Raw genomic sequence first — 12,042 nt, forward strand, 5'->3', positions numbered from 1 at the left:
TTAGTCCACGGTGTCTTGCCGTCAATCAACCGGCCTGCGCGTCGCGCCGGTACCGCGGGCGGACCTCCGTCAGGCCCGTAATCACCCGTACGGCGGGGGTTCACCGTTCGTGTGGGGTAGCTCACAACACGTCGCGATGGCGCTCTTTGTCCGTTTCGCACAGCAGGACGCGACCGCCCCCGACCAGTAACGTCATGAGTATGACGACATCCGCATCCTCTTCCGCCGCCCCCCGGGCCGCCGCCGACGGCCCCGTCATCGACAGCCTCGTCGAGGCCAACGAGCGGTACGCCGAGGCCTTCACCGACCCCGGGATGGACGCCCGGCCGGTGCGGCAGGTGGCCGTGGTGGCGTGCATGGACGCCCGCCTCGACCTGCACAAGGCGCTCGGTCTGCGGCTCGGCGACTGTCACACCATCCGCAACGCCGGCGGTGTGGTCACGGACGACGTGATCCGCTCGCTGACCATCAGCCAGCGCGCGCTCGGCACGCGCAGCGTGGTCCTCATCCACCACAGCGGCTGCGGCATGGAGTCGGTCACCGAGGACTTCCGGCACGAGCTGGAGATGGAGGTCGGCCAGCGCCCGTCCTGGGCCGTCGAGGCGTTCCGCGACGTCGACCAGGACGTGCGGCAGTCGATCCAGCGGGTGCGCACCTCGCCGTTCCTGCTCCACACCGACGACGTGCGCGGCTTCGTCTTCGACGTGAAGACCGGCAGGCTGCGCGAGATCACCCCGGCCTGAGTGGGGCGCAAAGCCGCGTAAGCATGACAAAACGCTGTCAGTTGTCCACAGGCGAGTGACACGAACCGGTAACGGCAACAAGAATGCGGGTGTGACGCCTCGCGGTCCTTCACCGCGCGGCGTCCTGCATCGGGGTGGGCCGGTCCGCGTCACGACGCGTCGGCCCGAGGAAAGTACGGGCCGAGGAGGGCCGGGTGACGACCTATGACGATCGAGCGAGCCTCACAGATCTGACCGCCACCGTGGAGCGCGTCCGCAGCGCGGTGGAAGGGGTGATCGAGGGCAAGCCCGAGGTCGTACGGCTTTCGCTGACCGTGTTGCTCGCCGAGGGGCATCTGCTCATCGAGGACGTGCCCGGCGTGGGCAAGACGATGCTCGCCAAGGCGCTGGCACGGTCCATCGACTGTTCGGTGCGGCGCATCCAGTTCACGCCCGACCTGCTGCCGTCGGACATCACGGGCGTGTCCATCTGGGACCAGCAGCGCCGGGACTTCGAGTTCAAGCCGGGCGCGGTCTTCGCGCAGATCGTGATCGGCGACGAGATCAACCGCGCCTCGCCGAAGACCCAGTCGGCGCTGCTCGAGTCGATGGAGGAGCGCCAGGTCACCATCGACGGCCACACCTACGAACTCCCCCATCCCTTCATGGTGGTGGCGACGCAGAACCCGGTCGAGATGGAGGGCACCTACCCGCTCCCGGAGGCGCAGCGCGACCGGTTCATGGCCCGGGTCTCGGTGGGCTACCCGAGCATCGAGGCCGAGTTGCAGATGCTGGACGTGCACGGCGGGATCTCCCCGCTGGAGGACCTCCAGCCGGTGGCGCACGCGCACGAGATCGGCAAGCTGATCGAGGCCGTGCGGGGCGTCCACGTGGCCGAGCCGGTGCGGCGGTACGCGGTGGAGCTGGTCGCCGCCACCCGCACCCACCCCGAGCTCAGACTCGGCGCCTCGCCGCGCGCCACGCTGCACCTGCTGCGCGCGGCGAAGGCGTCCGCGGCCCTGAACGGCCGGGAGTACGCGCTCCCCGACGACATCCAGGCGCTCGCCGTGGCGGTCCTCGCCCACCGGCTGCTGCCCACCGCCCAGGCCCAGCTCAACCGCCGCACCTCGGAGCAGGTGGTCGAGGAGATCCTGCAGACGACGCCCGTGCCCGCCGCGGCGCCCCCGCAGGGCCCCGGGCTCGCGATGGGCCGCGGGGCGCCCGCGTACGGCCAGCAGCCGCCGCGGAGGCTGTGATGCCGCGGGGGGCGCCGGGGTCCGCGGCCGCGGAGGAGCAGGAACGGGGCGGGCTGTGCACGGCGCTCGCCGGGCTCACCACCCGCGGGCGGTCGTTCCTGGCCGCCGGGGTCGCGGCCGCGATCTGCGCCTACGTCCTCGGCCAGGGCGATCTGCTCCGGGTCGGGCTGCTGCTCGCCGTGCTGCCGCTGATCTGCGCCACCGTGCTGTACCGCACCCGCTACCGGGTCGCGGGCAGCCGCCGGCTCTCCCCCGCGCGCGTGCCCGCCGGCAGCGAGGCCCGGGTGCATCTGCGGATGGACAACGTCTCGCGGCTGCCCACGGGGATGCTGATGCTCCAGGACCGGGTGCCCTACGTGCTCGGGCCCCGGCCCCGGTTCGTCCTGGACCGGGTGGAGGCGGGCGGGCGGCGCGAGGTGTCCTACCGGGTCCGCTCCGATCTGCGCGGCCGCTATCCGCTGGGCCCGCTGCAACTGCGGCTCACCGATCCGTTCGGCATGTGCGAGCTGACCCGGTCCTTCTCGACGTACGACACCCTGACCGTCGTCCCGCGCGTCGAGCCGCTGCCGCCGGTGCGGCTGGCCGGCGAGGCCACCGGGTACGGCGACGGGCGGCAGCGCTCGCTGGCCCTGGCCGGTGACGACGATGTCATCCCGCGCGGCTACCGGCACGGCGACGACCTGCGCCGGGTGCACTGGCGTTCGACGGCCAAGTACGGCGAGCTGATGGTCCGCCGCGAGGAGCAGCCGCAGCGCGCCCGCTGCACGGTACTGCTGGACACCCGGGGCGGCGCCTACGACGGCGCCGGGCCCGACTCGGCCTTCGAGTGGGCGGTGGCGGGCGCGGCGTCCGTGCTGGTGCACATGCTGGAGCGGGGCTACTCGGTGCGGCTGCTGACCGACACCGGCAGCTCGGTGCCGGGCGAGGGCTCCGACGGGTTCGCGGGCGCGAGCCAGGAGTCCGCGGACGCGGCCGGGCTGATGATGGACACCCTCGCGGTGATCGACCACTCCGACGCCACGGGGCTGTCGGGCGCGTACGACGTGCTGCGGGGCGGGAACGAGGGGCTGCTGGTGGCGTTCTTCGGGGACCTCGACGAGGAGCAGGCGGCGATGGCCGCGCGGATGAGCCGGCGCGGCGGCGCGCTCGCCTTCGTCCTGGACCCGGCCGGCTGGCTCCGGGAGGAGACCGACGTACCCGCCGCCGGCCGGGCGGACGGCACCCGCGCACTGCGGCTGCTGCGCGAGGCGGGCTGGACGGCGGTACCGGTACCGCGCGGCGCCGCCCTGGACACGATGTGGCGCGAGGCCGACCGCCAACGCACGGGCCCGGGCACACTGACCGCCGGCCACCCGGGAGGCCGACCGTGAGCGGCGGCCCGTCCGCAGGGGCGGGTGTCTGTGGCGGTTCGGCCGCGGGGGCGGGCACGAACGGCGGCCCGGCCGGAGATGGTGGTCCGTTCGGGAGGACGGGGATGTGCGGCGGGGTTCTGGAGGAGCGGGTATGAGCGGGCGGGCACGGCTGGCGTTGTGCGCGGCGGCGGCGACGCTGATGGCGGCGTGTGCGCTGCTGCCGCTGGTGTCGCCGGCGACATGGTTCTTCCAGGCGGTGTTCCTGGTGGTCGTGCAGACCGGGGTGGGCGCGCTGACCCGGCGGGTGCCGCTGGCCAGGTCGCTGACCCTGGCCTGTCAGCTCCTGGTCTCCCTGCTGCTGCTCACGCTGATCTTCGCCCGGGAGTACGCCGTCGCCGGGTTCGTGCCGGGGCCCGAGGCCTTCCGGTACTTCGGCGAGCTGCTGGACACCGGCTCCGACCAGGTCGCCCAGTACGCCATCCCCGCGCCGCTCACCCCCGGCATCCGGCTGATGCTGGTCGGCGGCGTGGTGCTGATCGGCCTCGCGGTGGACACCCTCGCGGTCACCTTCCGCAGCGCGGCCCCGGCCGGGCTGCCGCTGCTCGCGCTGTACTCGGTGGCCGCGGGGCTGGCCGACGGCGGTGCCGCCTGGCTGTGGTTCGTGCTGGCGTCGGCCGGCTATCTGATGCTGCTGCTCGCCGAGGGCCGCGACCGGCTCTCGCAGTGGGGGCGCGTCTTCGGTGGCGGCGCCCGCACCCCGGGCGGCGGCGCTTCCGCCGGCGGCACGGTGGCCCCCGTACGCACCGGGCGGCGGATCGGGGTGCTCGCGCTCGGCGTGGCCCTGGTCGTCCCGCTCGCGCTGCCCGCGCTCGACGGCGGGCTGCTGGACGCCGCCGGCGCCGGGGTCGGCTCCGGAACGGGCGGCGGCGGCACGATCTCGGCGGTCAACCCGCTGGTGTCGCTGCGGGACAGCCTGAACACGGACGACGACCGCCAGGTGCTGTCCTACCGCACCGACACCGAGGACACGCAGGACATGTACCTGCGGATCGTGGCCCTCGACGATTTCGACGGCACCACCTGGAAGCCGGCCCAGCGGCACATCGAGGACGTGCCCAGCACGTTCCCGAACCCCCTCGGACTCAAGCAGGACGTCCGGCGCAGCGAGATCCGTACCCGGATAGCCGCCGCCAACGACTACGCCCAGGACTGGCTGCCGATGCCGTACCCGGCCAGCGGGGTCGACGTCGACGGCAAGTGGCGGTTCGAGCCGGTGGGCCGCACGCTCGTCGGCGACCACGGGCAGACCACCATGGGCGCGCGGTACACGGTGCGCAGCCTGATCGTGCAGCCGACCGCGCAGCAGCTGGCCGCGGCGCCCGAGCCGCCGGCGGATCTGCGGCGCGAGTTCACCGCGGTTCCCGGCTCGCTGCCGGACGTGGTGGCGGAGAAGGCCCGCGAGGTGACCAAGGGCGCGGACAACCACTACGAGCAGGCGGTGAAGCTGCAGGACTGGTTCGCGGTCAATGGGGGCTTCACCTACGACACCCAGGTGGAGGTCGGCAGCGGCTCCGGGGCGATCGCCCGCTTCCTCAAGGACAAGCGCGGCTTCTGCGTCCACTTCTCGTTCGCGATGGCGTCGATGGCGCGGACGCTGGGCATACCGGCCCGGGTCGCGGTCGGCTTCACACCGGGGACGCCGCAGGCCGACGGGTCGATGTCGGTGGGGCTGCGGGACGCGCACGCGTGGCCGGAGCTGTACTTCGAGGGCGTGGGCTGGACCCGCTTCGAGCCGACCCCGAACCGGGGCTCGACGCCGGAGTACACGCAGACGCGGACGCCGACGGGTGAGAACCCCGAGGTGCCGCAGCCGTCGGCGTCCTCGTCGGAGGCCACGTCGGCCGAGCCGTCGGCGGACGAGAGCTGCTCGGCCCAGCAGAAGCGGCTGCAGGCCTGCCCGACCGAGTCGGCCCTGGCCGGCACCGCCGCCCACGACGACGGACCGCCGTGGTGGCAGCTCCTCGGCCTCGCCGCGCTGGCGCTGCTCGTGCTGGTCGTGCCGCTGCTGCCGATGCTGTGGCGGCTGCGCCAGCGGGCGGTGCGGCTCGGGGGGCACGGGCGGGGTGAGCGGGAGGCGGCCGGGCATGTCCTGGCCGTGTGGCGGGAGGTCGTGGACTCCGCGTGGGACCTCGGGATCGTGCCGGACGACTCGCTGACTCCGCGGAAGGCGGCGGAGCGGATCGTACGGCTGGGGGGCCTCGAGGGGGCGGCGGCGGGGGCGATGCACCGGCTGGCCTCGGCGGTGGAGGAGGTTCTGTACGCGCCTCGGCCGCGGGCCGCGGGTGGGGTCGCGCAGGATGCGCGGGTTGTCGTGGGGGCGTTGCGGGGGGCTGTGGGGCGGATGGCTCGGGTGCGGGCGGGGCTTGCGCCGCGGTCGGCCTGGCGGGTGGTGTGGGCGGTGGCGGAGCGGTGGGCGGCCCTGCGGGCTGCGCTGCGCGCCCGCGTTCCGTCCCTGCCCCGGCGGGCACAGGGCCGGGCTCAGGGGTGAGGCGGGGTGGGGGCGGGCCCGGAAGGGTTCTCGCCCCCGCCGCCCCTACCCTTCCCATCCCCGGGGGCTCCGCCCCAGGACCCCCGCAAAAGATTGCGCCCACGCGGCGGAGCCGCAAATCAACACAGCCCCGCGCCCCTGAAAAAAGGGGGCGCGGGGAACTGCGCAATCGGTGTCTGTGGGGCCTACTGGCCCTGTTCGTCGCGGCGGCGCTGCCAGCGTTGTTCGATGCGGTCCATCATGGAGCGTCGCTGCCGGTTCTGGCGGCCCGGCGGGGACGCCGGCTGTTCGCCCGGCTTGGGGGCCTTTCGCCAGCCCGTCACGGCGAGCACCGCACACCCCAGCATGACCAGGAACCCGACCACACTGACCCAGATCTGCTGTGCGACCATTCCGGCCATGAGGAGCGCGATACCTACGAGGAAGCCCGCCACCGCCTGGTAGACCCGTCGCCGGGTGTACGTACGCAGCGCGCTTCCCTCAAGCGCTGTCGCGAACTTGGGATCTTCGGCGTACAGCGCTCGCTCCATCTGCTCGAGCATGCGCTGCTCGTGCTCCGAGAGCGGCACGGAGTCCTCCTCATCGTGCAGTCGCCGGGGCGACCGGGGGTCCCCTTCAGGATAGGCAGGGAATCGCCCCCGTGAAACCCGCCCCTCTGCGCCAATCGACCAACCGGAATCCGCCATGGCCGTCCGGCTCACTGAGGCTTCCATTCCCCAGCGGCCGCTCCGTCATGCCGGGCGGTCTCCCCCGATCATACGGCGCCGGGCACCCGTTCGGGGGGCCTGTGGCGTACTCCATCCGCCGCCGCGTCCCTGATCAGCGGCGCGTCACGGGAGGCGGCTCAGGCCCCGCCCGCCCCCCGCGTCTCACCGAGAACGTGGAGCTGCGTCGCCACGGAGTGGAAGGCGGCGTGCTCGGCCGCCGCGGCCTCCAGCTTCAGCAGCGCCTCCAGCGCTCCGGGCTCGGTGTCGACCAGTACCCCGGGCACGAGGTCGGCGAAGACGCGCACGCCGTGCACGGCGGCCACGCGCAGCCCCGCGCCCTCGACCAGCGCGGTGAGCTGGTCGGCGGTGAAGCGGTGCGGCACGGGGTCGGCCTCGCCCCAGCGGCCGTTCGGGTCGTCGAGGGCCTGCCGGGCCTCCTTGAAGTGCCCGGCGAGGGCGCGCGCGAGCACCGCACCGCCGAGACCGGCGGCGAGCAGGCTGAGCACCCCGTCGGGGCGCAGCGCGGCCACCGCGTTGCGGACGCCCTCGGCGGGATCGTCCACGTACTCCAGGACCCCGTGGCACAGCACGACGTCGTGACCGCCGCGTTCGACCACGTCGAACAGCCCGTGGGCGTCGCCCTGCACGCCCCGCACCCGGTCGGCGACGCCGGCCTCGGCGGCCCGCCGCTCCAGGGCGAACAGCGCGTTCGGGCTGGGGTCGACGACGGTGACGCGGTGGCCGAGCCGGGCCGCGGGCACGGCGAAGTTGCCGCTGCCGCCCCCGGTGTCGAGCACGTCGAGCACGTCCCGGCCCGTGGCCTTCACCCGGCGGTCGAGGGCGTCCTTGAGGACCTCCCAGACCACGGCGGTACGGAGGGAGGCGCGGGGGCGCATCGGGTCCGACACGGCAGTTGACTCCTCGGCGCGGCACCGCCGGGGGTACGGCGGAGCGGGTTGGGCTGCCCTCCGCTCCCCGCGTCACCGGAACTCACCGGCTGTCACCAGGGTGGAAGGCCTCAGGCGCCTTCCACCCTATTGCCTCCGGCGGCGTCCGAAGCGTCCCGTCCGCCCGGTGGGCACCGGCCCGCTCACCCCGCCCGGGGCACCGCCTCCCTCACCCCGCGTGGGGCACCTCCCGGTCGCCGGGGCCTCCGCGGTCCGTCCGGCCCGCGTCGCCGCGGGGTGCGGGCAGTACCGGCTGCAGCACCAGCATGCGTTCCACCAGCCGGACGAACATCGCCACGTCGCGTATCAGGTCGTCCGCGTCGCGGTTGCTCGCGGCGCCCCGGATGCCGGCCTCCGCACGGGCGCGCCGCTCCGCGCCGGAGGCGAACAGGGCGCTCCACTCGTCGAGTTCGGGCGCTATCTCGGGCAGCACCTCCCAGGCGCTGCGGATCCGGGCGCGGCGCCGGGGCGTCGGCTCCGGGCGGCCGCGGGCGGCGAGCACCGCGGCGGCGGTGCGCAGGGCGGCCAGATGGGCCGCGGCGTACCGCTCGTTGGACGTCTCCAGCACGGTCGCCTCGTCGAGACCGGCGCGGGCCTGGGCGAGCAGGTCGAGCGCGGCGGGCGGGGCGGTGGTCCGGCGGAGCACGGGGTGCACGTCGCTCGCCGGTCCGGTCGGTGAGGGGGCAGGGCCGGCCGTGCGGCGCCGCCGGGCGGCGCCCGCCTCGTGGTGGGCCATGACGAACCTCCTGTCGTCTTCTCGACGGCACTGTGGCCGTATGCGCCCATAGTGAGGTATGGCACTGACAATCCGTTCCGACCTGCGCTTTTGTCTCGCTCACACGTTCGGGCAGAGGTCCGGGCGGGGGTTTCGCAAGGTTGCTGTGAGAATCAGGGGCATGGTCGAAACCAGCAGCGTCACGCGGGGCGTCACGAGCCGCCGTGAGGCCACCCGGCAGAAGCTCTACGAGGCGGCCGTCACCCTCATCGCGGAGCAGGGGTTCTCCGCCACCACGGTGGACGAGATCGCCGAGCGTGCCGGGGTCGCCAAGGGCACGGTGTACTACAACTTCGCGAGCAAGTCGGTGCTCTTCGAGGAGCTGTTGCGGCACGGCGTGGGGCTGCTGACCGCCTCGCTGCGGGAGGCGGCCGAGCGCACCGGCCGCGAGGGCGGCCGCACGGTGGACGCCCTGGACGCGATGGTCCGCGCGGGGCTGGAGTTCATCGCCCGCTACCCGGCCTTCACCCAGCTGTACGTGGCCGAGCTGTGGCGCACCAACCGGGCCTGGCAGCCGACCCTGACGGTGGTGCGGCAGCAGGTCGTCGCGGTCATCGAGGACGTGCTGCGGGCGGGGGTGGCGCGGGGGGAGCTGAGCGGCGAGATCGATGTGTCGCTGACGGCGGCGGCCCTGGTCGGCATGGTGCTGGTGGCGGCGCTCGACTGGCAGTCCTTCCAGCCGGAGCGCTCCCTGGACGACGTCCACGCGGCGCTGTCGCGGCTGTTGCAGGGCCGGGTGGGCGGACGCGGCTGACGCACGCGTGGGGCACGGAAAGGCGCCGGTCCGGGCCGGCCGCGTCCCCCGCGGGCCGGTCCGGACCGGCGCTTGACGCACCCCCCGTGTTCCCCGTGATCCCCGTACTCCCCCGAGCCCCGGGATCCCCCGTGCCTCGCTCCCGCCGACGGATCGGCGGAAGGAGCGGCCGGGGCCGGGCTCCGTTCCGCCGCCCCGTGTCGGCGGTGCCGGAGCCGCGCCCCCTTCCGTGCCTCCACTTTCCCGTCCGCGCACGTCGGAGCCCATCCGTGCGGCTACTCATCTCCGTGCCTGGGTACGCGTACTCAGTGCCCCGCACCCGTCCCCAGGGCCGGTGGCCCCCAGGACGGATTGTCGGTGGTGGCCGATACAGTCCCTGACATGGCACGGATTGCGGTGATCGGCGCCGGGATGGGCGCGATGGCGGCCGCCGCCCGGCTGGCCGTCGCGGGCCACCGGGTGACGGTGTACGAGCGTACGGACACGTACGGCGGCGGGGTGCGCCGCTTCACGCGCGAGGGGTTCTCCTTCGACACCGGGCCGGGTCTGCTGCCGCTGCCGGCGGTCTGGCGGGATCTGTTCGTCAAGACGGGCAAGGAGCCGCTGGAGGAGTGCGTCGAGCTGGTGCAGGTGGACCCGGCCGCCCGGCACGTCTTCGCGGACGGCACGGAGGTCTCGCTGCCCAACGCCTCGCGGGCGGGCGTCGTCGCGGCGCTGGACGCGGCGCTCGGCGCCGGGGCGGGAACGCGGTGGGGCGACTTCCTGGTCCGCGCCCGGGAGGCGTGGGACCGTACGCGGCGGCCGCTGCTGGAGGAGCCACTGTGGGCGGACTGGCGGGTGCTCGGCGAGCGGGAGCCGTACCCGGCGGTGCCGCGCCGCCGGCTGCTGCGCACCCGTACGGCCGCGACGCTGGCCGAGGTCGGCGAGCTGGAACTGGCCGATCCCCGGCTGGCCGCGCTGCTGGAGAGCCACGCCCTGGCCTGGGGGCTCGATCCGCGTACGACGCCGGCGAGCGCGGCGGTACTGCCGTACATGGAGCACGCGTTCGGGCTGTGGTACGTGCGCGGGGGGCTGCGGGAGCTGGCCCGCGCGGTGTACGAGCGGTGTCTGGCCCGCCGGGTGGAGTTCGCCTTCGGCGCGGAGGTCGCCGGGGTGGTGGAGAAGGACGGCCGGGCGGTGGGCGTGGAGCTCGGTGACGGCACGGTGGCCGGGGCGGAGCATGTGGTGGCCGGGGTCGATCCGGGGCGGCTGGCCGGGCTCGTGGGGCGTCCGCCGTGGCCGGAGGGCGAGGTGGGGGCCGACGCGGAAACCGTCGGGGCGTTGGGAGCCGGGCGGTTCACGGTGCTCCTCGCGCTGCGAGGGGCGCGGGAGGAGGCGGTGGCGCATCGCACGGTCGTGCACTCCCCCGACCGTGTCGCCGAGCTGGACTTCCTCGCCGGGCGCCTTCCGGCGGCGGCCGTGCGGCCGACGGTGAGTGTGCTGCGGCCGGACGACGCGGCGTTGCGGCCGGACGGTGAGCACGAGGCGGTGGTGGTGTCGGCGGCCGTGCCGGTGGGGGGCGACTGGGCGTCCGCGGGCGTTCGGGAGCGGTTCGCGGAGCGGGTGGTGGAGGCGGCGGGAGGTGCCGTGCCGGGGCTGCGGGGGCGGGAGTTGTGGCGGGAGGTGCGGTCGCCGGGGGAGACGGCGGTGGAGACGGGGGTGGCTTCGGGGGCGGTGCCGTGGCCTGCGTTCGCGGCGGGGGGCGGCCGCTTTTTGCGGCCGTCCAATGCGACGGGGGTGGCGGGGGTGTTCGCGGTCGGGGGGTGGGCTCAGCCGGGTGGGGGGTTGGCGCATGCGGGGATGTCCGGGGCGCTGGTTGCCGGGCTGGTGGTGGAGGGGCCCGGGTTCCGGGGCTCCCAGTAGCCCTTCCCGGGCGGGGGGTGTCGGGGGCGCGAGAGAACTCGGGTGGGTGGGGTTCGTCGGCGGGTGCGGGTGCGTCGTGGCCTGTCGCGCAGTTCCCCGCGCCCCTGCAAACCCCGGGCCGTCCCCCGCCCCTCGAGGGGCCTTGTCAGTAGCGGTACTGGTCGTCGTAGCCCTGGCCGTTGGGGTTGTTCTGGTAGGGGTAGGACTGTTCGGGGGGGAGTTCGCCGCCGTAGGTGTCTTCCGTGTTGCGTTGCTGGGGGACCCAGACGCCGCCGGGCGGGGTTTCTCCGTAGCCGCCGCCGGGGGCTCCCGTCGTGCCGTACTGGTCCTGTTCCTGGCCGTAGCCCTGCTGGCCGTACTGCTGGTTCCCGTAGCCCGCGCCGGTGTCGTAGGCGCCGCCCTCGGGGTACGCCGAGGTGCCGATGTACGGGTCGGAGTAGGCCCCGTACTGCTGCTGCCCGGCGTCGTAGCCGTAGCCCTGCTGGTCGTAGGAGTAGCCGTCGTAGCCGTACCCCTGCTGCTGGGCGCCGGCCGCGTTCGAGGCGGCGTAGGCGGCGTCGGTGTAGACGCCGTACGTGCCGGTCTCGTCGGGCATCGGCTGCGGCTCGTAGACGGCCGTCGCCTCGGCGGGACTCTCCGCGCCCGCGGGCCGCGCCGGGGTGAAGACGTCGTCGCGGTCGTCGTCGAAGGACTCGGCCTGCTGCGGGTACGTTCCGGTGGCGGCGTCGTCCTCCGGCTCGAACTCGGCCGGGTCCGGCTCCGGCGGGGCGTTCTCGCCGCGCCGCCGCTTGCTGCCGCCCGGTTCCCGCTTGGGGTGCCCGACGGCCCAGCCCGCCGCGAAGCCGCGGCGGAAGGACAGCGTGACGTACGTCTGGCCCACGGCGAAGGCCGCGGCGCCCAGTGCGATCACGAGGACGGAGGGCACCAGCACGCCGAGGACGACGAGGAGGAAGCCGCCGAAGGCGAGCAGCCGCCAGCGCAGCCGTGCCTTGTACTGCAGCAGCACCTCGCCGAGCAGCCACAGCGCGACGATGCCGAACGCGATGTAGAGGACCGTCCAGCCCATGTACGCCCCTCTC

The 12,042-nt window shown here is 74.4% G+C and carries 10 protein-coding genes; 6 read left to right on the forward strand and 4 right to left on the reverse strand.

Annotation, left to right across the window (positions count from 1 at the left end; genetic code table 11):
- Positions 1-200 precede the first annotated feature (200 nt).
- The 4 genes from OIE12_RS08595 (at position 201) to OIE12_RS08610 (ending at position 5,878) form a co-directional block, all read left to right on the forward strand.
- Complete coding sequence (locus OIE12_RS08595; RefSeq protein WP_329133391.1) at positions 201-743, forward strand: beta-class carbonic anhydrase; 543 nt, start codon at positions 201-203, stop codon at positions 741-743.
- A gap of 194 nt (positions 744-937) precedes the next feature.
- Positions 938-1,978: an AAA family ATPase gene (locus OIE12_RS08600; protein WP_329133393.1), complete on the forward strand. Its 1,041-nt coding sequence runs from the start codon at positions 938-940 to the stop codon at positions 1,976-1,978.
- Entirely contained in the window at positions 1,978-3,348 is a 1,371-nt protein-coding gene (locus tag OIE12_RS08605) for a DUF58 domain-containing protein (RefSeq protein WP_329133395.1), read from the forward strand. The genes OIE12_RS08600 and OIE12_RS08605 overlap by 1 nt, the downstream gene beginning before the upstream one ends.
- A gap of 133 nt (positions 3,349-3,481) precedes the next feature.
- Complete coding sequence (locus tag OIE12_RS08610) at positions 3,482-5,878, forward strand: transglutaminase TgpA family protein (RefSeq protein ID WP_329133397.1); 2,397 nt, start codon at positions 3,482-3,484, stop codon at positions 5,876-5,878.
- A gap of 185 nt (positions 5,879-6,063) precedes the next feature.
- Here the strand turns inward: OIE12_RS08610 and OIE12_RS08615 are convergent, their stop codons facing one another.
- From OIE12_RS08615 to OIE12_RS08625, 3 genes are all read right to left on the reverse strand, one after another.
- A complete protein-coding gene (locus OIE12_RS08615) occupies positions 6,064-6,447 on the reverse strand; it encodes a DUF3040 domain-containing protein (protein WP_329133399.1) in 384 nt (127 codons plus the stop codon).
- Between the two features lie 275 nt (positions 6,448-6,722).
- The gene (locus OIE12_RS08620; protein ID WP_329133401.1) at positions 6,723-7,493 is read right to left on the reverse strand and encodes a methyltransferase; all 771 of its coding nucleotides are present in this window, start codon (positions 7,491-7,493) and stop codon (positions 6,723-6,725) included.
- A gap of 208 nt (positions 7,494-7,701) precedes the next feature.
- Positions 7,702-8,268 carry an SAV_6107 family HEPN domain-containing protein gene (locus OIE12_RS08625; RefSeq protein ID WP_329133403.1) on the reverse strand — a complete coding sequence of 189 codons (567 nt, stop codon included), beginning with the start codon at positions 8,266-8,268 and terminating at the stop codon, positions 7,702-7,704.
- A 160-nt stretch (positions 8,269-8,428) separates the two neighbouring features.
- Here OIE12_RS08625 and OIE12_RS08630 point away from each other — a divergent pair, with 160 nt between their 5' ends.
- Positions 8,429-9,061, forward strand: a complete 633-nt coding sequence (locus OIE12_RS08630) for a TetR/AcrR family transcriptional regulator (protein WP_329133405.1) — start codon at positions 8,429-8,431, stop codon at positions 9,059-9,061.
- A 381-nt stretch (positions 9,062-9,442) separates the two neighbouring features.
- A complete protein-coding gene (locus OIE12_RS08635) occupies positions 9,443-10,963 on the forward strand; it encodes a phytoene desaturase family protein (protein ID WP_329133407.1) in 1,521 nt (506 codons plus the stop codon).
- Between the two features lie 145 nt (positions 10,964-11,108).
- On the opposite strand, the gene OIE12_RS08640 is transcribed toward OIE12_RS08635, so the two are convergent.
- The gene (locus OIE12_RS08640) at positions 11,109-12,029 is read right to left on the reverse strand and encodes an SCO2102 family sporulation regulator (RefSeq protein WP_329133409.1); all 921 of its coding nucleotides are present in this window, start codon (positions 12,027-12,029) and stop codon (positions 11,109-11,111) included.
- Positions 12,030-12,042 lie beyond the last annotated feature (13 nt).

It is taken from the genome of Streptomyces sp. NBC_00670 (assembly GCF_036226765.1).
In the GTDB taxonomy this organism is placed as follows: domain Bacteria; phylum Actinomycetota; class Actinomycetes; order Streptomycetales; family Streptomycetaceae; genus Streptomyces.

Bases quoted from the DNA above. Each gene is read 5' to 3' on its own strand.
- OIE12_RS08605 (WP_329133395.1), top strand. From the start codon at position 1,978: ATGCCGCGGGGGGCGCCGGGGTCCGCGGCCGCGGAGGAGCAGGAACGG.
- OIE12_RS08635 (WP_329133407.1), top strand. From the start codon at position 9,443: ATGGCACGGATTGCGGTGATCGGCGCCGGGATGGGCGCGATGGCGGCC.
- OIE12_RS08630 (WP_329133405.1), top strand. From the start codon at position 8,429: ATGGTCGAAACCAGCAGCGTCACGCGGGGCGTCACGAGCCGCCGTGAG.
- OIE12_RS08640 (WP_329133409.1), bottom strand. From the start codon at position 12,029: ATGGGCTGGACGGTCCTCTACATCGCGTTCGGCATCGTCGCGCTGTGG.
- OIE12_RS08625 (WP_329133403.1), bottom strand. From the start codon at position 8,268: ATGGCCCACCACGAGGCGGGCGCCGCCCGGCGGCGCCGCACGGCCGGC.
- OIE12_RS08595 (WP_329133391.1), top strand. From the start codon at position 201: ATGACGACATCCGCATCCTCTTCCGCCGCCCCCCGGGCCGCCGCCGAC.
- OIE12_RS08610 (WP_329133397.1), top strand. From the start codon at position 3,482: ATGAGCGGGCGGGCACGGCTGGCGTTGTGCGCGGCGGCGGCGACGCTG.